This is a genomic window from Streptomyces sp. HD (assembly GCF_028369295.1).
Lineage (GTDB): Bacteria > Actinomycetota > Actinomycetes > Streptomycetales > Streptomycetaceae > Streptomyces.
The window spans coordinates 150,370-172,491 of the sequence record NZ_JAQMYP010000001.1 but is presented as its reverse complement, the minus strand read 5'-3'; the positions used below and the strand labels follow the sequence as shown (position 1 = coordinate 172,491).

The following is a 22,122-nucleotide window of genomic DNA, read 5'->3' as shown; positions in this document are numbered from 1 at the left end:
GCGCGCTCGGTCACCACCTGTGCAGCCGAGTGACCTGCGCCGATCCCATGCCGTTGACCCGGCCATGAAGAAGATCAGCGCGCTCGCCGCGCTCACCATGGCAGCCCTCGCGCTCGCCGCCCCGGCCCACGCAGACAACGGCGACCGGGGCCGTATCAACATCGCCGGCTACACCGAGGCCAGCCTCTGCAGGGAGGCACTCGCGATCGTCCCGTTCGCCCTGCCCTTGACCGGCCCCGCGGTGGACGACGCCTGCTACGACCGCGACCACCTCGACGACACGCGCGAGACCGCCGGGACATCACATTGAGGCTTCACACGGAAGCACCACACTGAGGCCTCACACCGAAGCACCACACTGAGGATTCACACCGAAGCACCATACTGAGGCTTCACGCCGAGGCATCGCACTGAGGATTCACAACTGAAGCCTCGCACCGAGACATCACGTCGTCAGATGCGTCGGCGCGAACATCCGCAGCACCGCCGGGAGTACGACCACTGAGGGCCCCGGCGCGGACAGCGCCTTCGCGAGGTCCGCCTCCAGTGTCTCCGGGGTCGTACGGACCCCGGGGACGCCGAAGGACTCGGCGAGCGCCACGTAGTCCGGCCGAGTCAGCTCGGTCGCCGTCGCCTTGCCGAAGGCGTCCGTCATGTACTCGCGGAGGATGCCGTAGCCGCCGTCGTCGACGATGAGCCAGGTGACGTTCAGGTCGTACTGGCGGGCGGTGGCGAGCTCGGCGATCGAGTACAGGGCCCCGCCGTCACCGGAAACCGCCAGTACCGGGCGGGTCGGGTCCGCGACCGCCGCGCCGAGGGCCGCCGGGAAGCCGTAGCCGAGGCCGCCGGCGCCCTGGGCGGAGTGCAGGCGGTTGGGGCCCTTGGCGTCGAAGGCCGACCAGGCCCAGTAGGCCAGGATGGTCATGTCCCAGAAGGACGGGGAGTCGGCGGGCAGGGCGCGGCGTACCGACGCCAACACATCCTGCTCCAGGGTGAGTTCCTGCCCGGCGATGCGGCCGGTCACCTTCGCGAGCAGCTCACGCACCCGCTCCGGCGCCGACGGATCGGGGCGCTCGCCCACCGTTTCCAGCAGCGCCTGCAGGGCGAGGCGCGCGTCCGCGTGGATGCCCAGCGCCGGGTGGTTGGCCTCCAGTTTGCCGAGGTCCGCCTCGATCTGGACGACCCGGCCGCGGGGCTTGAACGTGTGGTAGTTCGAGGAGAGTTCGCCCAGGCCCGAGCCGACGACGAGGAGTACGTCCGCGTCCTCCAGGAGGTCCGTGGTGTACCGGTCCTCGATCCACGACTGGAGTGACAGCGGGTGCTGCCACGGGAACGCCCCCTTGCCGCCGGGGGTGGTGACCACCGGGGCCTGGATCAGCTCGGCGAGCTGCCGCAGCTTGCCGCTCGCGTCCGCCCGTACCACTCCCCCGCCCGCGATGATCGCCGGGCGGGCCGCCTTCGACAGCAGGTCGGCGGCCACGGCGGTCAGTTCGGGGCGCGGCGGCAGCTCGTCCGGGAACGTGTCGCCGCCCGTCACCACCGGGACAGAGGTCTCGGCCAGCAGCACGTCCTGCGGGATCTCCACCCACACCGGACCGTGCGGGGCCGTCAGCGCCGACTTCCAGGCCGCCTCGATCGCGGAGGGGATCTGGGACTGGGTGCGGACCGTGTGGACCGACTTCACCACGCCCCGGAACGAGGCCGCCTGGTCGGGGAGTTCGTGCAGGTAGCCGTGCCGGCCGCCACCCAGGCCCGCCGTCGGGACCTGGCTGCTGATCGCCAGGACGGGAGCGGACGCCGCGGCCGCCTCCTGGAGCGCGGACAGCGACGTCAGCGCGCCCGGGCCCGTCGACAGCAGCAGCGGCGCCGCCTCGCCCGTGATCCGGCCGTACGCGTCCGCCGCGAACCCGGCGTTGTTCTCCACCCGCAGCCCGATGTAGCGCAGGTCGGACCGCCGGAGCGCGTCGAACATGCCGAGGGCGTGCTGGCCGGGCAGCCCGAACACCGTCGTCGTGCCGAGGGCCGCCAGTGTCTCCACGACCAGGTCTCCGCCGTTGCGGCCGGGAGGCGGATTCAGCGCGGCCTCCGTCTGGGCTGCGGTGGGGCGGAGTACCAGGTCGTGGTCGTGAGTCACTTGGCTTCCGAGTCCTTCCGGGCCGCCGCGATCTGGCGGGACATGATCGTGGTCAGTTCGTACGCCGTGTGGGACGCGGCCACCGACGTGATCTCGGCGTGATCGTACGCGGGCGCCACCTCGACGACGTCCGCCGAGACCAGGTTGCACCCGGCCAGACCGCGCAGGATCTCCAGCAGCTCCCGCGACGTCATGCCGCCCGCCTCGGGCGTACCCGTGCCGGGCGCGTGCGCCGGGTCCAGGCAGTCGATGTCGATGGAGATGTAGAGCGGGCGGTCGCCGATGCGCTGGCGCAGCTGGTCGGCGACCTCGTCGGCACCGCGCCGGTAGACGTCGGCCGACGTGACGATGCCGAAGCCCATCTTCTCGTCGTCGGTGAGGTCCTGCTTGCCGTACAGCGGGCCGCGGATACCGACGTGGGAGAGCGCCTCGGTGTCGAGGATGCCCTCCTCCACCGCGCGCCGGAAGGGCGTGCCGTGGGTGTACTCGGCACCGAAGTACGTGTCCCAGGTGTCGAGGTGGGCGTCGAAGTGGAGCAGGGCGACCGGGCCGTGCTTCTTCGCCACCGAGCGCAGCAGCGGCAGCGCGATGGTGTGGTCGCCGCCGAGGGTCATCAGGCGGGCGCCGGTGCCGAGCAGCTCGTCGGCCGCCGCCTCGACCGTCTCCACGGCCTCGTTGATGTTGAACGGGTTCACCGCGATGTCGCCGCCGTCCGCGACCTGCGCCAGTGCGAAGGGGGACGCGTCCTGCGCCGGGTTGTACGGACGCAGCAGCCGGGACGCCTCGCGGATCGCGTTGCCGCCGAAGCGGGCGCCCGGCCGGTACGAGACGCCGGAGTCGAACGGCACGCCGACCACGGCGACATCGGCGCGGCCGACCTCGTCGAGGCGCGGGAGCCGGGCGAAGGTCGCGGGTCCGGCGTACCGCGGGATGCGGGAGGAGTCGACGGGGCCGCGGGGCGTCTCGTTGCTGGTCATCTGGAAATGCCTTCTTTCCTGCGATTCATACGCTTCATCGCGTATGCGGGATATCTTCCTACGACTCTACTGGCGAGCCGGGACTGGTTCGGACGCGAGTTCGGGGGTCCGCCCGGCGAGACGCTCACGCCAGGCGGCGAGTACGGCCGCGTCGGTCGGCCTTGTCATCAAGGAGACGGCGACGTACGCGGCAAGGGAAGCCAGCAGGCCGTAGTAGACGGGCTCGTTGGCCAGAATGCCGCGGGTCGCCATCAGGGCGATCACCGCGACGCCGCCCACGACGACCGAGGAGAGCGCGCCCTGCACGGTCCCGCGCCGCCACAGCAACCCGCCGAGGATCGGCACCAGCAGTCCGCCGACCAGGAGGTTGTAGGCGACGGTCAGCGCCTCGACGACGTTGTTCAGCGCGATCGCCGTACCGATCACGGCGAGGCCCATGAGGAGGATGAAGGCGCGGTTGCCCTTCACCTCGTCGTGCTGCTCCTCCGAGGGCCGTATGACGCCGCGCAGCCGCGCCCAGATGTCGTTGTTGGCGACGGTCGCGCAGGCGATCAGCGCGCCGGAGGACGTGGACATCACCGCGGCGAGGGCGGCGGCCAGCACCAACCCCCTTACTCCGACGGGGAGTTCGTCCTTGACGATGGTCGCGAAGGCGTCGTCCGCGCTGCCGAGGTCGGGGTAGAGCACCTTGGCGGCCGTACCGATGACGGCACCTGCGACGGCGTAGGCGAGGCAGTAGGTGCCGGCGACGGTGCCGCCCCACTTGGCGGTCCTGTCGCTGCGGGCGGTGAAAACGCGCTGCCAGATGTCCTGCCCGATGAGCATGCCGAAGGTGTAGATCAGGACATAGGTGAAGATCGTCTCGCCGCCGATGCCCAGCGGGTCGAAGTACTCGGTCGGCAGCTGCGCCTTCATCTCGCCGAACCCGCCCGCCTTGACGACGGCGATGGGCAGGAGCAGCAGGAGCACGCCGACGGTCTTCACCACGAACTGCACCATGTCGGTGAGGGTGATCGACCACATGCCGCCGAGCGTCGAGTAGGCGACGACGATCGAGCCGCCGAGGACGATCGCGACGGTGCGGTTCATGTCGAGGAGGACGTCGAAGATCGTGGCGTACGCGATGGTCGACGTGACCGCGAGCATGAGGGTGTACGCCCACATGACGACACCGGAGATGACACCGGCCCGGCCGCCGTAGCGCAGGTCGAGCATCTCGGAGACGGTGTAGACCTTGAGGCGGGCTATGCGGGCGGAGAAGAACACGGACAGGGCGAGGAGCCCGAGGCCGATGGTGAAGACCATCCAGGCGCCGGAGAGCCCGTACTGGTAGCCGAGCCCCACACCGCCGATGGTGGACGCGCCGCCGAGGACGATCGCCGCCATGGTGCCGGAGTACATGGTCGGCCCGAGCCGTCGTCCGGCGACCAGGAACTCGCTCTTGGACTTGGCGCGGCGCATGCCCCACCAGCCCATGGCCAGCATCCCGGCCAGGTAGACGACGATGACTGTGTAGTCGACGGCCACGGGGACCTCCCTCAATCGAACGCTCGAAGTCGCGGGGGGTGACAAAGTCGCTTGGGGGTGACAGACGTCGACACTAGGTGGCCGGAAAGCGACTGCGAAGTGTACTTTTCATCCATCCGTGGCTGCGTGACTGGAGGAAACATCCACATGCCGGATCCGGTCGTTCCACCCACCCCACCGGTCCCGCTCGCGGCGCTCCTGGCCCGTGCGGACCTGGCCCTGCGCCAGATCGCCGGCCCGGCGGACGCGGACACGGTGATCCACTGGGCGCACACCTCGGAGATGGCCGACCCCTATCCGTATCTGCTGGGCGGTGAGCTCCTGCTGTCGGCCGGGGTGCACATCCCGGACGCGGCGGGGTCGGGGACGTACTTCGACGACTATGTGTCGCGGATCGTCGCGGCGGGCGGCGCGGCACTCGGCTTCGGTCTCGCGCCCGTGCACGACACGGTGCCGCGCGCGCTGGTGGAGGCGTGCGACACCTACGAGCTGCCGCTGCTGGAGGTCCCGCCGCAGACCACCTTCTCCGGCGTGGCCCGCGCCGTCTGGCAGCTGATGGCCCAGGCCCGGCACGCCGAACTGCGCCGCGTGACGGAGGCCCAGCAGAGCCTGGCCGCCGCGGCCGCCCGCCCGGATCCGGTGCGGGCGGTGCTGCGGCAGCTGGCTCAGCGGATGGCGGGCTGGGCGGTGCTGTACGGCCTTGAGGGCGCGGAGGTCGCGTCGGCGGGGAGGGAGCCGGACGGGACGGCCGGCGGGGCGCTGGCCGAGCTCGCGGAGGTCGTACGCCCCTCGGGTCCGGGGACACCCACGTCCGCCACCGACACCGCCGCGGGCACCCACCTGGCCGCCTACGCCCTCGGTGCCGGCCCCGGCTTCGTCCTCGGGGTCGCCGCCGCGCACCGCGACCCCGGCGACCACACCATCGCCTCCGTCGCCGCCGTGCTCCTCTCCCTCCTCACCGGCGAACAGCAGAGCGGCTCGGGAGCGGCCCGCTCCTCGGCACTCGTACGGCTGCTCCTCGGCGCCGAACCGCAGGAGGTCGCCCCTCTTCTGGGCGAGGGCAGCAGGCTCGTGGTGCACGCCCGCCCCGACGCCGGGCCCTGCGACCCGGTGGCGGCCTCGGCGCTGGGCGCGGCCCTCGGCTCCCCGCTGGTCGACCTGGCGCCGGACGTCGTACGCGTCCTCGTCCCGGCGGACCGCGAACCGGCCCCGCAGCCCGGCTGGACCCTGGGCGTCAGCGCCCCGGCGTCGGCGCCGGACTGGCCGGCGGCGGGACCCCCAGGCGGGGCGGGCCCTGTCCCTGTCTGTTAAACACATCTTACGCTGCCGACGAGGGCTTGTGAGTGTAGATCTCGGTGGTCGCCGAATCATTAAAAACGGGGGGGGGGGGGGGGGGGGGTTTTGTGGGGGGGGGGGGGGGGGGGGGGGGGGGGGGGGGGGGGGGGGGGGGGGGGGGGGGGGGGGGGGGGGGGGGGGGGGCGGGGGGGGGGGGGCCCCCCCCCCCCCCCCCCACGACCAGATCCTCCTCGGCACCGCACCCCACGACCGCCGTCGCCACCAGCGCTGCCACCGTCACCGCCACCGCCACGAGTCCACCGCGCATGTCCGCCCCCCTTGTCCGCCCCGCTGCCTTGATCCTTCGACGCGGCGCGGGGCGGGAACGTTCGGATCTGCCGGGCGCCCTCTGGACCGTGCGCGCCGCACGTGAGGTGGCCGCCAGAGAGGGGCCCGCCTGACACGAAACGGCCGTCCGGGAGGCGTGCGCCCGCTGTGAGAGGCCGTCAGGAAAGCGTGCGCCTGACGTGAGGCGGCCGACAGGAAGGTGCCCGCCGACGTGACGCAGCCGCCAGGCAGGTGCGCGCCCACCAGTTCGGCCGCCGTCCGGAGGCGTGCTGCTACCGGGCGGCCGCTGTCTGGAACGTGCGTCGGTATGCCTGGGGTGACACCCCGATCGCGGCGTGCAGGTGCTGGCGCAGGGAGGCGCCCGTGGCGAAGCCGACCTGGCCGGCGATCTGGTCCACCGACAGGTCGCTGGACTCCAGCAGATGCCGGGCGCGGGCGACGCGCTGCTGGATCAGCCAGCGGCCGGGGCTGAGGCCGACCTCGTCGTTGAAGCGGCGGGCGAAGGTGCGCAGGCTCATCCGGGCCTGCGCGGCGAGGTCGGTCAGGGTGAGGGGCTCGTCGAGGTGTTCCAGGGCCCAGGCGCGGGTGGCCGCGGTGCTCGCGGCGCCACTCTCCGGGACCGGCTGCTCGATGTACTGGGCCTGGCCGCCGTCCCGGAAAGGCGGTACGACGCAGCGCCGGGCGACCGCGTTGGCGAGCTCGCTGCCGTGGTCGGTGCGCACGATGTGCAGGCAGACGTCGACGCCCGCGGCGGCTCCGGCGGACGTGAGGATCCTGCCGTCCTCGACGAACAGGACGTCCGGGTCCAGGTCGACAAGCGGGTACAGGCGCCGCAACGCCTCGGTCGAGTGCCAGTGCGTGGTGGCCCTGCGGCCGTCCAGCAGACCCGCCGCGGCGAGGACGAAGGCGGCGGTGCAGATCGACACGATGCGTGCGTCCGGGCGGATCAGCGCGAGGGCGTCGGCGACCTGCGGGGGCAGCTCCGTGGGGATGTACGCGGGCGCCATGGAGGCGACGACCACGGTGTCGGCCGTGGCGAGGATCTCCGGGCCGTGCTGGACGCCGATCGTGAAGTCCGCGTTGCTGTGCACGGGGCGGCCGTCGACGCTGCAGGTCAGTACCTCGTACCGGCCGTCGGCCGCGCCGAAGATCCGGCTGGGGATACCCAGCTCGAAGGGATAGACGCCGTCCAGGGCCAGCACCACGACCCGCTCCGTATCTGCCATGGCACGATCCTATCGAAGGTTGGCAATCGTGCCATTTTCCAGCGCGCCGACCCCCGGCAGGCTGGTTCACCATGAGCACTGTGAACACGATGCGAGCCATCAGCCAGGACGTCCTCGGCGGTCCCGAGGTTCTGGAGGAAGTGGAAGTCGAGCGCCCGACGCCGCGCGCGAACGAGGTACTGGTGCGGGTCCGCGCCGCCGGCGTCAACCCGACCGACTGGAAGCACCGCGCGACCGGCGGTTTCCTGGGCGAGCCCCCCTTCGTCCTGGGCTGGGACGTGTCCGGCGTGGTCGAGGCGGTCGGTATCGGCGTCGCCCGCTTCAAGCCCGGCGACGAGGTCTTCGGCATGCTGTCGTACCCGTACGGCCACGGCTCGCACGCCGAATACGTCACCGCGCCGGCCCGCGCCTTCGCGCACAAGCCGGCCTCGATCGACCACACGCAGGCGGGCGCGCTGCCGCTGGTCTCGCTGACCGCCTGGCAGGCCCTGGTGGAGTACGCCGACGTGCGGGCGGGCCAGCGGGTGCTGATCCACGCGGCGGCCGGCGGGGTCGGGCACGTGGCCGTGCAGATCGCCAAGGCGCGGGGCGCGTATGTGATCGGCACCGCGAGCGCGGCCAAGCACGACTTCCTGCGGGAGATCGGCGTCGACGAGGCAATCGACTACCGGGAGACGGACTTCACCGAGGCCGTGAAGGACGTCGATGTCGTCCTGGACACGCTCGGCGGCGACACCTCCACGCGCTCGCTGCGGGTGCTGCGCCCGGGCGGGATCGTCGTCTCGATCCTGCCGGTGGGTTCCGATGACCTCTACGAGGAGGCCGAGCGGCTCGGGGTGCGGGCGCTGCGGATGCTGGTCGACTCCTCGCACGGCGGGATGAAGGCGATCGCGGAGCTGGTCGACGCGGGGAAGCTGCGCCCCACGATCGCCGGTACCTTCCCGCTGGCCGATGCCGCCGAGGCACATGCGCTCGGCGACACCGGCCGGACCGCGGGGAAGCTGGTACTGACGGTCGACTGAGCCGGAACGCGAACCGGAAGGCGAGCCTGAACCTGGGCCGGCTCAGAACATGAGCACGGGCTTGATCGCCTTGCCCGCGCCCATGTCCCGCACCGCCTGGTCGATGTCCGTGAACGGATAGCTGCTGATCAGGCGGTGCAGCGGGAGCCGCCCCTCCTTGACCAGCCGGACCAGGGCCGGGATGAAGGTCTGGGTCTCGGCGTCGCCGAGGGTGAGGCCGACGACCCGCTTCCCACCCAGCAGCCCGTTGACGTCCAGGGCGACCTCGGTGCCGAACGGCGGGGCGCCGACGACGACCAGGGTGCCGCGGGCGGCGAGCGCGTCCACGCCCTGGCGCAGGACGCCGACGTTGCCGGTGGTCTCCACGACGCCGTCGGCGCCCTGGCCGCCGGTGATCCCGGCGAGCGCCTCGCCGAGGTCGGCCTCGGCCGCGTTGACCGTGTGCGTGGCGCCCAACTCCTTTGCCAGCGACAGGCGTTCGCCGACCCGGTCGACAGCGACGATATTGGTGGCGGGGGTGAGCGCGGCGGCCATGACGGCGGACAGGCCGACGGCTCCGGCGCCGAGGACGACGACCGTGCTGCCGGTGACCGGCTTCAGCACGTTCCAGACGGCGCCGACCCCGGTCTGTACGCCGCAGCCCAGCGGGGCGATCGAGGTCAGCGGAACCTCGGGGTCGACCTTCACCAGGCTGCGCTCGTCCACCAGCGCCCGCTCGGCGAAGGAGGACTGGCCGAAGAAGTGACCGCCGAGGGCCTCGCCGTCCCGGCTGATGGTGCTGGTGCCGTCGGCCCGGCGGCCGCCGATGAGGTTCAGCGGCAGCCAGGTCGCGCAGTACGCGGGGTGGCCACCCCGGCAGTTGCGGCAGTCGCCGCAGGAGGTGAAGGACAGCACGACATGGTCGCCCGGCGCGACGCCGGTCACGGCCGGGCCGACGGCCTCGACGACGCCCGCGCCCTCGTGGCCGAGGACGCCGGGGAGCGGGAAGGGCAGTCCGCCGCTCGCCACGCCGAGGTCGGTGTGACACAGGCCGGTCGCCACCATGCGGACGACTGCCTCGTGCGGTCCGGGTTCGTCGAGCTGCACGTCGGAGAGGGTGAAGGGCGCTCCGCCGGACTCGACGACGGCGGCACGGGTGGGGATGGACATCGATCGGATCTCCTTGACGGTGCGCTCAGTCGAGCGAGACGACGACGGACTTGGTGGTGGTGTAGGCGTCGAGCGCCTCGGGCCCGTACTCGCGGCCGAACCCGGAGTCCTTGACACCGCCGAAGGGCACCGCGGGGTCGAGCATCGCCCAGTCGTTGACCCAGACGATGCCGGCCGCCAGCCGGTCGGCGACCCGGTGGGCGCGGGCCAGGTTGCCGGTCTGGACGCCCGAGGCCAGGCCGTACGGCGTGGAGTTGGCGAGCGCGACGGCCTCGTCCTCTGAGTCGAAGGGCTGGACGGTGAGGACCGGGCCGAAGATCTCCTCCTGGATCACGCGGGAGTCGTTGGGCAGGTCGGCGATCACGGTCGGCTTGTAGTAGTAGCCGCCGTCGAGGTCGAGCCGCTCACCGCCGCAGACGATCCGGCCGCCCTCCTTACGGGCGAGGTCGACGTACTCCTCGACCTTGCGCAGGTGCCGCTCCCCCGCCATCGGGCCGACGACGGTCTCCGGCTTCCTCGGGTCGCCGAGCGGCACGCCGGGCACGGCGTCGGCGAGGATGCCGAGCAGCGTGCTGTAGACCTGCCGCGCCACCAGCAGCCGCGGGCCGCCCATGCAGAACTGCCCGGTGTTGAAGACGAAGCCCTTGATGATCGCGCCGACGGCCTTCTCCAGGTCGGCGTCCTCGAAGACGAGATGAGCCGCGTTGCCGCCGAGCTCCATGGTGACGGGCCTGAGGGACGCACCGGCGATGCCCGCGACCTGCCGACCGACCGCGGTCGAGCCGGTGAAGGCGACCTTGTCCACCCCGGAGTGCCGCAGCAGCGCCTCACCGGCCGCGGGACCGCCGGTGACGACGTTGACCACACCGTCGGGGACACCGGCCTTCTTGAGGAGCTCGGCCATGAACAGCGCGCTGAGCGGCGTCTCCTCGGCCGGCTTGTGCACCACCGTGTTCCCGGCCGCGAGTGCGGGGGCGATCTTCGAACCGGCCAGGATCAGCGGGAAGTTGTACGGCGTGATGGCCGCGACCACGCCGATCGGCCGGCGCCGGACGTAGGCGAGGGCGTTCAGGGGGGTGTCGCGGATGGAGCCGTCCAGGCAGTGGGCGAGGGCCGCGAAGTGCTCGTAGTCGTTGGCCGCGTTGGTGACGTCGACGGCGTGGGCCAGCGTGATCGGCTTGCCGACGTCGCGGCTCTCCAGCTCGGCGATCGCGTCGGCGTTCTCCCTGATCAGCTCGGCGACCCGGTGCAGCACCCGGCCGCGCTCGCGGCCGCTCAGCCCGGACCAGGCGCCTTCGTCGAAGGCATCGCGCGCGGCACACACGGCCGCGTCCATGTCGGCGGCACCGGCATCCGCGACGGTGGTGAGGACCACACCCCGGGACGGGTCGACCACCTCGGTACGCGCTCCGTCGGCGGCCTCGCGCCACTGGCCCCCGATGAACAACCGACCGGGTTCGATCTCGAAGGTGGTCATCACCACTCCTCAGCCTCATCGCCAAGATTTCAACAAACAGGATTCCTGTTGGTCCGCAGTCTCATTACAGACAGGTTTCCTGTCAATGCTCTAGGCTGAACCCATGCTCGACACCCAGGTAACCAAGGCACCGCCCTCGCTTCTTTACATGGTGAAGCAGGTGGAGCTCGTCGTGCGCTCCCACCTGGACGAGCTGGTCAGGCCGTCCGGGATCACCGCGCTGCAGTACACGGCGCTCACCGTGCTGCAGCGCCACGACGGGCTGTCGGCCGCGCAGCTGGCGCGCGACTCCTTCGTGACGGCGCAGTCGATCGCCGATCTCGTCCGGAGCCTGGAGACCCGGGGGCTGGTCCGCCGGGAGCGCAACCCGCGCAACCGACGGGAGCTGCTGATCCTGCTGACCGACGCGGGCCGTGAGCTGCTCGACCGGCACGAGGGGGCGGTGAGGGAACTGGAGGAGCGGATGGTGCGGGACCTCACGGCCCATCAGACCGAGCAGTTCCGCCAAGCACTCTCCAAGGCCTGGCACGCACTGTCGTAGCCACGTCCCGCTCGTCGCGCGAATCATCTGTCGCAATTCGAAGACATATGTCAATCGAACATGCTCAGATTCGCTCGATCGAGGGTAACTTGCAGTGCGGGGACTGGATTTGGGCAGCCCGTCGCAAGTGAACAGGTTGGAGGCGATGTCGTCGTGCAGCAAGATCCTGCGCCGTTGAGCCGGCATCTGCGCGTCCACCGGCACCGGGACCACCTGGTGCTGGAGTTCCTCGGCGAGATCGACATCGCCGCGGCGGTGGAGATAGCCCCGTATCTGGACCGGGTGACGACGCACGCCGACGCGCGGATCGTGATCGACCTCAGGAGCGTCGAGTTCTTCGACTGTTCGGGGCTGCGGCTGCTCTACCGGGCGCGCAGCCGGGTGCTCGACCACGGCGGGCAGCTGCATCTGGTGTGCACCCACCCGCTCACCCTGCGCGTACTGAAGATCACCGGCCTGTCCCGGCTGCTGCCTCCGCATCCGACGCCGGACGCGGCCCTGGGTCAGCCCGAGGCCACGTCCGGCACGTTATGACACCGTCAGCCAACGCGTGACGGCGGCTACTTGAGGATCTTGGTGACCTGACCGGCTCCCACCGTCCGGCCGCCCTCACGGATGGCGAACTTCAGGCCTTCTTCCATGGCGATGGGCTGGATCAGCTGGACGTGCATGCTCGTGTTGTCGCCCGGCATGACCATCTCGGTGCCCTTCGGCAGGGTGACCACGCCCGTCACGTCCGTCGTACGGAAGTAGAACTGGGGACGGTAGTTCTGGAAGAACGGTGTGTGCCGGCCGCCCTCGTCCTTGGACAGGATGTACGCCTGCGCCTCGAACTCCGTGTGCGGGGTGACCGATCCGGGCTTGATGACGACCTGGCCGCGCTCGACGTCCTCGCGCTTCACGCCCCGCAGCAGCAGCCCGACGTTCTCACCGGCCCGGCCCTCGTCGAGGAGCTTGCGGAACATCTCGACGCCGGTGACGGTGGTCTTCGTCTTCTGGTCGTGGATGCCGATGATCTCGACCTCGCTGTTGACCAGCAGCCGGCCGCGCTCGATCCGGCCGGTGACGACCGTGCCGCGGCCGGTGATCGTGAACACGTCCTCGATGGGCATCAGGAACGGCTTGTCGACATCGCGCTGCGGCTCCGGGACGGCCGTGTCGACGGCCTCCAGCAGATCGAGGACCGACTGGCTCCACGCCGGGTCCCCTTCGAGGGCCCGGAGCGCGGAGACCTTGACGACGGGGACGTCGTCGCCCGGGAACTCGTACTCCGTCAGCAGCTCGCGCACCTCCAGCTCGACGAGCTCCAGGATCTCCTCGTCATCCACCATGTCGGTCTTGTTGAGCGCGACGACGATGTACGGCACGCCCACCTGCCGGGCGAGCAGGACATGTTCCTTGGTCTGCGGCATCGGCCCGTCGGTGGCGGCGACGACCAGGATCGCGCCGTCCATCTGGGCCGCGCCGGTGATCATGTTCTTGATGTAGTCGGCGTGCCCCGGGCAGTCCACGTGGGCGTAGTGCCGGCGCTCCGTCTGGTACTCGACATGGGCGATGGAGATCGTGATGCCGCGCTGCCGTTCCTCGGGCGCCTTGTCGATCTGGTCGAACGGAGTGAACGGGTTCAGGTCGGGATACCTGTCGTGCAGCACCTTCGTGATGGCCGCGGTGAGCGTGGTCTTCCCGTGGTCGATGTGCCCGATGGTCCCGATGTTCACGTGCGGCTTGGTCCGTTCGAACTTCGCCTTGGCCATGGCGAGCCCTCCTGAGCATCCGATGATGCCTAGCTGAGCATCCGGGTGATGCCGAGCTTCGCTCCGCTACGTCCTGTCTATTCGGTTCCCGGCGCGTCGAACAGGGCGCTGACGGACTCCCCGTTGTGAATGCGGCGCACCGCCTCGGCGAGCGCCGGGGCGATGGACAGTATCCGCAGCTTCTCGGTGCGCTCCTCCGCCGGGATCGGCACGGTGTTGGTGCACACGATCTCCAGTACGTCCGGCTGCTCACCGATCCGCTTCAGCGCGCCGGACGCGAACAGGCCGTGCGTACAGGCGACTCGGATCGACCGCGGCCCCAACTCCCGCAGCCGGTCGAGCAGTTCGAGCACGGTGCTGCCCTTGGCGATCTCGTCGTCCAGGACGATGACGTCGCGCCCGCCCACCTCGCCGATGACGGCGCTGATGCTGACCCGGTCGTCCGCGAACCGCTGCTTGGCGCCGGCGGCCACCTGGGCGCCGATCAACCGTGCGAAGGCGGCGGCCTCCTTGGCGTTGCCGAGGTCCGGGGACACGACCGTCGTACGGGTCAGGTCGTACTGCCGGAAGTGCGCGGCGAGTTCACGCAACGCGTGCAGATGGTCGACCGGCACGGTGAAGAAGCCGTGCACCTGGGGCGCGTGCAGCGTCATGGCGAGCACCCGGCTCGCCCCGGCCGCCACCATCAGATCGGCGACGAGCCGCCCGCCGAGCGAGATACGGGGCGCGTCCTTCTTGTCGGAGCGGGCGTAGGAGAAGTGCGGCATGACGACGGTGATCCGCCGCGCCGACGCCCCGCGCGCGGCGTCGCACATCAGCAGCAGCTCGACGAGATGCTCCTGCACCGGCCGGACCAGCGGCTGGATCAGAAAGACGTCCCGCTCTCGGCAGTTGGCCTGAAGCTGCACTTCCAGACAGTCGTTGGCGAACCGGCTGACCCGGGTGGGGCTCAGCGGCACCCCCAGATGAGCGCAGACCTCCGCCGCCAGTTCGGGGTGGGCACTGCCGCTGAACACGGCGATCTCTCGCACGATCCGCTCCTCGTATGATCACTCCGGGTGGCGGATACATGCTACTGACCAGCGCAGAAACGTTGCGGCTCATCCGAGGTCGGAGATGTGTGGCGATCACCTCACCACGACACGGGCAACCTGCGCGGACTCCGCGTCATCTGTCCCTCCCGCCACTCGATCGTCTCGGGAGTGAACTCGGCGCGCAGATGAGGGAAGCGGGCGGCGAGGCGGTGCAGGGCGAGTTCGAGTTCCATGCGGGCGAGCCAGGCCCCCAGGCAGTGGTGAGGGCCGGCGCCGAAGGCGATGCTGGGTGCGGTCAGCGGGGCGAAGAGGTCGGGTTCGCCGGGCGGGAAGACGTCCGGGTCGCGGCCGGCGGCGTTGGTCTGGACGGCGACGACACTGCCCGCCGGGATCGGTACGCCGCCGATCTCGGTGTCCTCGACGGCGCGTCGGATCAGACCGGGCAGGACTCGGCCCTCGCTGAGCGGGATCGTGCGCAGCAGCTGCTCGGCCGCGGTGGCGGCGGCGTCCCCGTCCTCGGCGAGCCCTTTCCAGGCGGCCTGTCCGTCGGTGAGGAGGTAGACGACGGCGTTGCCGAGGGCCGTCATGGTCGTTTCGTGTCCGGCGACGACCAGTCCGCAGACCAGGCTGACCAGCCGGCGTTCGTCGATCCCCAGGTCGTCCCCCGCCGTGACCAGCCCGCTCACCAGGTCGTCGCCGGGGGACGTCCGCCGTTCGGCCACGAGTTCACCGGCGAACTCCCCGAACTCCCGCATGGCCAGGGCGACTTCCGCCGCGCTATGGGCGCCGCCGGACAGGGCGTGGTCGGCCCAGTGCCGGATGCGTTCGCGGTCCACGTGCTCCAGGCCCATCAGCCGGCAGATCACCGAGACCGGAAGCGGGCGGGTGAACGCCTCGATGATGTCGGCGGGGCGGTGCTGTTCGGTGAAGTCGTCGAGGAGCGCCTCGATCACGGAGGCGACCCAGGGGCGCCAGCGGGCGATCGCCCGGGGCGTGAACGCCCGCTGCACGGTGCCGCGCAGCAGCTGGTGGGCGGTTCCGTCCTGGTTGAGAAGCCCGTCCGGGGAGTCCAGCAGATTCGGTACGACGAGCAGCGGCGGGGCGTCCGCCGCATGCAGTGAACTCCGGTTGAACTTCGGGCTCATCAGCACCTGACGCACCTCGGCGTACCGGGTCACGAGCCACACCGGGGTGCCGGTGGCGAGAGTGGCGGGCCGGGGCGGACCGGGCTCGGGGAGGCTGATGCGATGCATGGGAGGCAGTGGCCGGGACGTGCTGTCTGCGCTCATCCGGGTCTCCAGACGCGCCGGTACGGACAGTCCCCCACGCTAATGCGCCGCTCCTGCTCCAGTCAGGGGCGGCAATCGGCCAACGGACAGGTCCGGCACGGGATTTGGGGGTACTTCGTTGAACAGGAAAGGAGGAACGTCGCCATGACGACTCCCCTCAAGCGCATCGACAAGCGCATGCCCGGCTGGGCGAAGGCGGTGAGTGCCGTAGTGCTGGTGCTCGTCGTCCTCTTCGCCGGGATCCGGCTGAGCGTGATCCCCGGTCTCAAGGATCTGTTCGGCACCGAGACCAACGACCGCTCGGGTCCCGCACTGCTGCAGTCCATCCAGGACATGAGCCGCTACGACGCCGCCTCCGGCAACTTCCAGATCGTCGTGGACCTGGAGAAGGACGCCAAGTTCCTGCCCGACGCGATCCGCGGCACCCGCACCCTGTACGTCGGCGCGGGCACCGTGGACGCCTATGTCGACCTCGGAAAGGTCGGCGAGGACGACGTCACGGTCAACGGCGACCGTACGTCCGCCACCCTGCGCCTGCCGCACGCCGCCCTCGGCAAACCGTCCCTGGACCCCGACCGCTCCTACGCAGTCTCCAAGCAGCGCGGTCTCCTCGACCGCCTCGGCGACCTGTTCTCGGACAATCCGAACAGCGAACAGGCCGTGCAGAAACTGGCGGTGCGGCACATCGGTGACGCCGCCCGGCAGAGCGAGCTGACCGCTCGCGCGGAGACCAACACCACCCACATGCTCGAAGGACTGCTCCACTCCCTCGGCTTCAAGGAGGTGAAGGTGACCTACGCGACCTGACGCCTCAGGACAGCAGCCCGGGCAGCGCCAGTGCCCCGAGCACGGTCGCGCCCACCAGCACCCAGGCCACGTAGTCCCCGACGTGCCCGGACTGCAGGCGCCTGAGCGGCAGCGCCCGGTCCGGGGCGGCGAGCAGCCCCGGCCGGGTGACCGCCAGGGCGGCGAGCCCCAGGGCCAGCGCGGTGGAGGCGAGGTCCAGCAGCACACCGGCCGGGCTCCAGTGCGGTGCGGGCACCACGGCCCCGCCGGACCCGGCCTCGTTGACGGCGTGCGAGACCACCGCACCGAAGCCGGGGGCCACGCCGACGGCCAGCGCCCCGGCGAGCAGCACGGCGGGGACGGCGGTCATGGTGTCGGGGATCCGGCTGAGCCGGTGCCGGGTCTCGGGCCACTCCCCGGCGCCGGTCGTCTCGTACTCGGTGTCGTCCTCCGGCGCCGGGCCCAGTCCGAGGAACACCCGGGCCGCGGCCCGCAGCACGGCCCCGGCGGTGACGGCGCTCGCGAGGACGTACAGCGCGACGAGCGGGCCGCCCACGGCCTCCTCGGTGACCGCCTTGCCGAACCCCGTGCCGAAGGGCGGCAGTCCGGCGAGGGCGAGTCCGCCCAGGGCGTACAGCACGGCGACGCCGCGCAGTTCCCGGGCCCGGCCGTGCAGGGCGTGCTCGTCGACGCTCCCGTACCGGTCCAGGAGGATGCCCGTGCAGGCGAACAGCGCGGCCTTCACACCGGCGTGGCCGAGGACGTACAGCGCGACCCCGTCGTCGGCCTCGGGGGTCAGCGCGCCGATGCCGATCAGGAACAGCCCGGTGTGCGCGACCGTCGAGTAGGCCAGCATCCGCTTGATGTGCCGCTGGTACCAGCACATGACGGCGCCGATCGCCGCCGTCACCGCGCCGAGTACGAGCAGTACCCGCTCCAGGTCGGCCGCCGGGATGCCGCCGGGTCCGGCGAAGACGGTGCCGTACACCCGCCAGACGCCGTACACCCCGAGTTCGACCATGACGCCCGACAGCAGCATGCACACCGGGGTGGGGGCGACGGCGTGGGCGTCGGGGAGCCAGAAGTGGAAGGGGACGGCGGCCGCCTTGACGAGCAGGCCGGTCAGGACGAGGACGAAGGCGGCGAGGACCAGCGCGTCCGGCGGTCCGTGCGCGTCGAGGCCGCGGCCGATCTGGGCCATGGCCAGCTCGCCGGTGCGGGCGTAGAGCAGCGCGACGCCCATCAGCATGGCGTACGCGCCGAGGGAGGTGACGACCGCGAAGGTCAGCGCGCCCTGCACGGCCTTGGCCTCCTCGACCCGGGTGCCGGTCAGCGCGTAGGCGACGACGCTCATCAGCTCGAACCACACGAACGCGTTGAACAGGTCGCCCGCGATCGAGAACCCGCACATGCCGGCCTGGAAGAGCAGCAGCAGCGCCGGGAAGGAGCCCGCGTGCCGGCGCGGGGGTTCGTCGAAGTAGTGCCAGGAGTACGCCAGTGCCGCGAGGACCAGCAAGGAGGCCAGGGCCGCCATGCCCAGCCCCGGGCCGTCCCCGACCAGGACGATGCCGACGCTGCGGCCCTGGACGGGTGTCCAGCCTCCGACCCATTCGGTCATCGGCGGCGAGGAGTTCAGCAGCAGCACGATCGCCAGCCCGGCGGTCCCCGCGGACACGGCACATCCCACGGACTCGGCGAGGACACGCGGCACCCGGCGTCCGCCCGCGACCAGCAGGGCGGCGCCGAGGAGCGGGGCGGCGACGAGCAGCGGGAGCAGGTCGTTCATCAGCCGCGCAGCTCGGAGAGTTCGTCGGGGTCGACGGTGCCGTGCCGCTTGGCGACCTGGATGACGAGCGCCAGCAGGAGGGCGGTGACGGTCGCGCCGACAACCACGTCGGTCAGGGCGAGGGCCTGGACGACCGGGTCGACGACGGGGCGCGATCCGGGCTTGATGTCGGAGAAGACGGGTGCGGTGGCGTCGTCGCGGTAGCCGACGGCCAGCAGCAGGACGTACGTGGCGGACTGGCAGACGGACAGGCAGCCGACGGCGTGGATCAGATTGCGGCTGGTGGCGAGACCGTAGCAGCCGACGAGGAAGATCCATACGGCGACGAGGTACGGCAGGACGTCCATCACGGCGCTCTCACTTCCCGCTCTCCTCCTCGATCTCGACGGCCTGGTCCAGGAAACGGGCCAGCAGGACGACGACCGCGCAGGCGACCTCCATGCCGATGGCCGCATTCAGCAGCGGCACGGTGCCGCCGGAGGCCAGCGTGTTGAACATGCCGTACGGCAGCAGGTTGGCCAGGAAGGCCGTACCCCCGATGAGGCCCGCGAGGCCGGTGACCAGGTAGGCGGAGGCGGCCAGGGCGTCGCCGACCTCGTACAGGCCGACCGGGCGGATGCGTTCCAGGGCGTGGTAGTCGGCGCCCAGGTAGAGCAGGTGCAGGGCGGTCGCGGCGACGACGCCGCCCTGGAAGCCGCCGCCGGGGCTGAGCTGGCCGTGTGCGACGACATAGAGGCCTATGACGAGGGCGACCGGCAGGACGAGGAGGGCGTAGCGGCGTACGGGTGGGGCGACTTCGGCCGGCTCGGGGCGGGCGCGGTGTTCGTCGCGGGTCTGGCGCAGCAGGACGACGACGCCGACGACGGCCGCGAACAGGATGCTCATCTCGCCGAGGGTGTCGAAGGCGCGCTGGTCGAAGTTGACGGAGGAGATGGTGTTGGCGGTGCGCCGGGCGAGGGACTCGTGCACGGCGCGGTCGCCGTACGGGTGGCCGGCGCCGCCGAAGGCGGGCAGGCGCAGGCAGGCGGCGAGGAGGAGGGCGGCGAGGCCGGCGCCGCCGACGGCGACGAGCCACAGGCGGGTGCGCGGGTTCACCGGTCACGCCCCTTGCGCCGCTTGACCTTGCGGACCGACAGCAGGAGCAGCAGCGGGGTGAGGGCGCCGCCGACCGCCAGTTGCGACAGGGCGACGTCGGGCGCCTGGACGGTGGTGAACAGTACGGCGAGTACGACGCCGAGGACGGCCAGCACCAGGGCCTGGCGGGCGGGGTCGCGGACCAGTACCGCCACGGTCGCGGAGCCGGCGACCAGCAGCAGCGCCACGACGATCACCGCGTCAGCCACCGCGCACCTCCGCGAAACCGCCGGACAGCGCATGGGAGGCGACGACGTTCCCGCCGATCAGCAGCGCGCCCGTGACGAGGAGCTTCACCATCGCGCGGCTCGGCCCGACCGTGGTGCACAGCACCAGGACCACCACCGCGCCGAGCCCTGCGGCAGCCCAGGTCAGGCCCCAGGCGCGCGGCGGGTCGGCGGCCAGTTCGTCGGCGAGCAGCCGGGCGAAGACGAGGGTGCCGACGGGGCCCAGCAGGGCGAGGACCAGGGCGAGATCGACGTATGCGGGACGGTCGTAGCCCTGGGCGAGCAGGAGCAGTCCGGGGCAGGCGAGGGCGGTGGAGAGGTTCTGCGCCACGACCCGGCGCCGCAGCGGTCCGGTGGCGACGCCCCAGAGGGTGGCGCCCACTCCCCCGCCGAGCACGAGGGTCGCCGCGAGGAGCCAGCCGTTCACCGCCCGGTCACCGCCTGTCGTGCGGCGAGGGCGGCGAGCGCGGCCACGCCGGCGACGCCCGCGCCGACGGCCATCTCCAGGGCGTCGACCGTGCCGATGAGGACCAGCCACAGCACGGCGAGCGCGGCCCACCAGGCCAGGAACTCGGCCGCGACGAGAAGCGTCGTACGCCGGTTCATACGCCACCTCCGCGGCCGGATGTCCGTTACTTCCGTTCCGCGTCATCCAAACACCACCCCGGGTGACAGCCTTCGCGGCACGCGCGGTCTTCGCCCGGAGTGCCCCGACAGCATGAAAGGAAACCGCGGGCTCTGGCGACCGGATGCGACAGGGAGGACATCTCATGGCGGTACCGGGGTAATCCCCTTACTACAAAGGGAAGTTGAAGACTGGAGGATCGCATGGCCCGTGGAACCCCACGTTCGCGTGCCGCGTCACGCCCCGGCACTTCCGAGACCGCAGGCACTTCCAAGACCAAGGGTGAAACCAAGACCAAGGGCGGAACCAAACCGAAGGGCGACACCAAGCAGAAGGGCGACACGAAGCCGAAAGGCGACACCAAGCCGAAGCGCACCCCGCGATCCGGCCGAGGCCCGTTGCGCGTTCTCGCCCAGCTCCTCGCCATGCTCTGCGCCTTCGCGTTCATGGTCGCCTTCGCCGTCGTCCTGGCGAAGCTCACCCTGCAGCCCTCCCCCGCGTCGGAGGCCCTGACCCACACCAACCTGAGTCCGGGCAGCTCCCTGCGGGCCTATCTGGACCAGCCCGAACTGCGGGACGCCGTCCGGCAGATCGGCGGCAATCTGCTGCTGGGTGTGCCGTTCGGCATCCTGGTCCCGGTCCTCGCCCCGAAGGCACGCGGCGTCCTGCGGGTCCTTCTGCTGACGGCGACCGTGATGCTCCTCGTCGAGTTCGCACAGGGAGCGCTGGTGACCGGGCGCGCCTTCGACGTCGACGACGTCATCCTCAACACCACCGGAGCCCTGATCGGCTACCTCCTGCTGGGACGTCGGCTGGGCCGCGCGGTGCACGCCGGGGAACCCCGCTCCTAGCGGAGCACCAGCTGGACGATGGCCACCGTGCCGACGACCACGATGAACCCGCGCAGGACGGCGGGGCGCAGCCGGCGGCCCAGGGTCGCCCCCAGGTGGCCGCCGGCTGCGGACCCGATCGCGAGGAGGGCGACGGCCGTCCAGTCGAACTCCGCGACGACGAGGAAGAACAGTGCGGCGACCGAGTTGACCACGGCGACCAGTACGTTCTTGACGGCGGTGAGGCGTTGCAGGCCGTCGTCGAGGAGCATGCCCATCAGGGCGACGTAGATGATGCCCTGGGCGGCCGCGAAGTAGCCGCCGTAGACGCTGGCGAGGGTCAGTGCGGCGAGCAGCAGGGGGCCGCCGTCGGGGCGCGCGGACCTTCCCTTCCGTGCGCGACGGCTGCGCAGCCTCCTGCTGATCAGCGGCTGGAGGACGACCAGCACTAGGGCGAGTCCCACCAGGACCGGCACGATCCGTTCGAACGCCGAGGCGGGCAGGGCCAGCAGCAGCGAGGCACCGGTGAACCCGCCGAGCGCGGCGCCGGCGCCCCACTTCAGGATGCGCCGGCGCTGCCCGCGCAGCTCCCGGCGATATCCGACGGCACCGCTGATCGAGCCTGGGATCAGGCCGAGCGCGTTGGAGACCGTGGCGGTGACGGGCGGCAGGCCGGTCGCGAGCAGCACCGGGAACGTGATCAGCGTCCCCGAGCCGACGACGGCGTTGACCGCGCCGGCCGCGACACCCGCGCCCAGCACGGCGAGCAGCTCACCGATGTGTGCGGCGTTCATGACGAGCAGCCTAGGAACCGAACACTTCGGCGCGGGACGAAGTATCCCGGGCGCGCGGGTCCCGCTCCCGGAGGCACCCAAGTTCTGGTCCGTACCAAAGTATTGACGTCCCCTTATCTCACTCCTTAAATCAAGTGGCGACACCTTCACCCCCCACCTCGGTCGGCGCACCCGTCCATCGCGGGAC

At 71.3% G+C, this 22,122-nt stretch carries 22 protein-coding genes and 1 pseudogene; 7 read left to right on the top strand and 16 right to left on the bottom strand.

The genetic code is table 11. The features are described 5' to 3' along the window. Nucleotides 1-64 precede the first annotated feature (64 nt). The gene (locus POF73_RS00810) at nucleotides 65-310 is read left to right on the top strand and encodes a hypothetical protein (RefSeq protein ID WP_272112384.1); all 246 of its coding nucleotides are present in this window, start codon (nucleotides 65-67) and stop codon (nucleotides 308-310) included. A gap of 135 nt (nucleotides 311-445) precedes the next feature. Here POF73_RS00810 and POF73_RS00805 read toward each other — a convergent pair whose 3' ends face one another. The 3 genes from POF73_RS00805 to POF73_RS00795 form a co-directional block, all read right to left on the bottom strand. Beyond that, entirely contained in the window at nucleotides 446-2,134 is a 1,689-nt protein-coding gene (locus POF73_RS00805; RefSeq protein WP_272112383.1) for a thiamine pyrophosphate-binding protein, read from the bottom strand. Next, complete coding sequence (gene speB, locus POF73_RS00800; RefSeq protein WP_272112382.1) at nucleotides 2,131-3,111, bottom strand: agmatinase; 981 nt, start codon at nucleotides 3,109-3,111, stop codon at nucleotides 2,131-2,133. The genes POF73_RS00805 and speB overlap by 4 nt, the downstream gene beginning before the upstream one ends. Before the next feature lie 66 nt (nucleotides 3,112-3,177). Further along, nucleotides 3,178-4,638 carry a sodium:solute symporter gene (locus POF73_RS00795; RefSeq protein ID WP_272112381.1) on the bottom strand — a complete coding sequence of 487 codons (1,461 nt, stop codon included), beginning with the start codon at nucleotides 4,636-4,638 and terminating at the stop codon, nucleotides 3,178-3,180. A gap of 147 nt (nucleotides 4,639-4,785) precedes the next feature. Here POF73_RS00795 and POF73_RS00790 point away from each other — a divergent pair. Further along, a pseudogene (locus tag POF73_RS00790) lies at nucleotides 4,786-5,938 on the top strand (PucR family transcriptional regulator ligand-binding domain-containing protein); the annotation flags it as partial. Between the two features lie 595 nt (nucleotides 5,939-6,533). On the opposite strand, the gene POF73_RS00785 reads toward POF73_RS00790, so the two are convergent. After that, entirely contained in the window at nucleotides 6,534-7,487 is a 954-nt protein-coding gene (locus tag POF73_RS00785) for a GlxA family transcriptional regulator (RefSeq protein ID WP_272112380.1), read from the bottom strand. Between the two features lie 71 nt (nucleotides 7,488-7,558). Between POF73_RS00785 and POF73_RS00780 the strand changes: the two genes are divergently transcribed. Then, a complete protein-coding gene (locus POF73_RS00780; RefSeq protein ID WP_272112379.1) occupies nucleotides 7,559-8,509 on the top strand; it encodes an NADP-dependent oxidoreductase in 951 nt (316 codons plus the stop codon). A gap of 42 nt (nucleotides 8,510-8,551) precedes the next feature. On the opposite strand, the gene POF73_RS00775 is transcribed toward POF73_RS00780, so the two are convergent. Together POF73_RS00775 and POF73_RS00770 are read right to left on the bottom strand one after the other, a co-directional pair. Further along, complete coding sequence (locus POF73_RS00775) at nucleotides 8,552-9,658, bottom strand: NAD(P)-dependent alcohol dehydrogenase (RefSeq protein ID WP_272112378.1); 1,107 nt, start codon at nucleotides 9,656-9,658, stop codon at nucleotides 8,552-8,554. A gap of 25 nt (nucleotides 9,659-9,683) precedes the next feature. Further along, nucleotides 9,684-11,135 (bottom strand): aldehyde dehydrogenase family protein, encoded by a 1,452-nt coding sequence (locus POF73_RS00770; protein WP_272112377.1) that lies wholly within the window; start codon nucleotides 11,133-11,135, stop codon nucleotides 9,684-9,686. 103 nt (nucleotides 11,136-11,238) lie between these two features. Here POF73_RS00770 and POF73_RS00765 point away from each other — a divergent pair, with 103 nt between their 5' ends. Then, nucleotides 11,239-11,676 (top strand): MarR family winged helix-turn-helix transcriptional regulator, encoded by a 438-nt coding sequence (locus POF73_RS00765; RefSeq protein WP_272112376.1) that lies wholly within the window; start codon nucleotides 11,239-11,241, stop codon nucleotides 11,674-11,676. Between the two features lie 153 nt (nucleotides 11,677-11,829). Then, on the top strand, nucleotides 11,830-12,210 hold the full coding sequence (locus POF73_RS00760; RefSeq protein ID WP_272112375.1) for an anti-sigma factor antagonist: 381 nt from the start codon (nucleotides 11,830-11,832) through the stop codon (nucleotides 12,208-12,210). A 26-nt stretch (nucleotides 12,211-12,236) separates the two neighbouring features. Here the strand turns inward: POF73_RS00760 and tuf are convergent, their stop codons facing one another. The 3 genes from tuf to POF73_RS00745 all read right to left on the bottom strand — a co-directional run bounded on the left by tuf (nucleotide 12,237) and on the right by POF73_RS00745 (nucleotide 15,753). Continuing rightward, complete coding sequence (gene tuf, locus POF73_RS00755; RefSeq protein ID WP_272112374.1) at nucleotides 12,237-13,430, bottom strand: elongation factor Tu; 1,194 nt, start codon at nucleotides 13,428-13,430, stop codon at nucleotides 12,237-12,239. A 77-nt stretch (nucleotides 13,431-13,507) separates the two neighbouring features. Further along, nucleotides 13,508-14,461, bottom strand: coding sequence for a ribose-phosphate diphosphokinase (locus POF73_RS00750; RefSeq protein ID WP_272112373.1), 954 nt, complete (start codon nucleotides 14,459-14,461; stop codon nucleotides 13,508-13,510). Nucleotides 14,462-14,562: 101 nt separating this feature from the next. Next, nucleotides 14,563-15,753 carry a cytochrome P450 gene (locus POF73_RS00745; RefSeq protein WP_272112372.1) on the bottom strand — a complete coding sequence of 397 codons (1,191 nt, stop codon included), beginning with the start codon at nucleotides 15,751-15,753 and terminating at the stop codon, nucleotides 14,563-14,565. Nucleotides 15,754-15,897: 144 nt separating this feature from the next. Here POF73_RS00745 and POF73_RS00740 point away from each other — a divergent pair, with 144 nt between their 5' ends. Continuing rightward, nucleotides 15,898-16,560, top strand: coding sequence for a DUF4230 domain-containing protein (locus tag POF73_RS00740; RefSeq protein WP_272112371.1), 663 nt, complete (start codon nucleotides 15,898-15,900; stop codon nucleotides 16,558-16,560). A gap of 4 nt (nucleotides 16,561-16,564) precedes the next feature. Here the strand turns inward: POF73_RS00740 and POF73_RS00735 are convergent, their stop codons facing one another. The 6 genes from POF73_RS00735 to POF73_RS00710 are packed head-to-tail and all read right to left on the bottom strand — an operon-like array spanning nucleotide 16,565 to nucleotide 20,292. After that, entirely contained in the window at nucleotides 16,565-18,325 is a 1,761-nt protein-coding gene (locus POF73_RS00735) for a complex I subunit 5 family protein (protein ID WP_272112370.1), read from the bottom strand. Next, nucleotides 18,325-18,672, bottom strand: coding sequence for a sodium:proton antiporter (locus POF73_RS00730; RefSeq protein WP_272112369.1), 348 nt, complete (start codon nucleotides 18,670-18,672; stop codon nucleotides 18,325-18,327). The genes POF73_RS00735 and POF73_RS00730 overlap by 1 nt, the downstream gene beginning before the upstream one ends. Before the next feature lie 10 nt (nucleotides 18,673-18,682). Beyond that, entirely contained in the window at nucleotides 18,683-19,420 is a 738-nt protein-coding gene (locus tag POF73_RS00725) for an MnhB domain-containing protein (protein ID WP_272112368.1), read from the bottom strand. After that, nucleotides 19,417-19,668, bottom strand: coding sequence for a hydrogenase subunit MbhD domain-containing protein (locus POF73_RS00720; protein ID WP_272112367.1), 252 nt, complete (start codon nucleotides 19,666-19,668; stop codon nucleotides 19,417-19,419). Before POF73_RS00720 ends, POF73_RS00725 begins: the two co-directional genes overlap by 4 nt. Then, nucleotides 19,661-20,113 (bottom strand): monovalent cation/H+ antiporter complex subunit F, encoded by a 453-nt coding sequence (locus POF73_RS00715; RefSeq protein WP_272112366.1) that lies wholly within the window; start codon nucleotides 20,111-20,113, stop codon nucleotides 19,661-19,663. The genes POF73_RS00720 and POF73_RS00715 overlap by 8 nt, the downstream gene beginning before the upstream one ends. Next, complete coding sequence (locus POF73_RS00710) at nucleotides 20,110-20,292, bottom strand: hypothetical protein (protein ID WP_272112365.1); 183 nt, start codon at nucleotides 20,290-20,292, stop codon at nucleotides 20,110-20,112. The genes POF73_RS00715 and POF73_RS00710 overlap by 4 nt, the downstream gene beginning before the upstream one ends. Before the next feature lie 222 nt (nucleotides 20,293-20,514). Between POF73_RS00710 and POF73_RS00705 the strand changes: the two genes are divergently transcribed. After that, nucleotides 20,515-21,162, top strand: coding sequence for a VanZ family protein (locus POF73_RS00705; protein WP_272112364.1), 648 nt, complete (start codon nucleotides 20,515-20,517; stop codon nucleotides 21,160-21,162). Here POF73_RS00705 and POF73_RS00700 read toward each other — a convergent pair. Next, nucleotides 21,159-21,935 carry a sulfite exporter TauE/SafE family protein gene (locus POF73_RS00700; protein ID WP_272112363.1) on the bottom strand — a complete coding sequence of 259 codons (777 nt, stop codon included), beginning with the start codon at nucleotides 21,933-21,935 and terminating at the stop codon, nucleotides 21,159-21,161. The two genes, POF73_RS00705 and POF73_RS00700, sit on opposite strands and share 4 nt — an antisense overlap. Nucleotides 21,936-22,122: the final 187 nt, after the last annotated feature.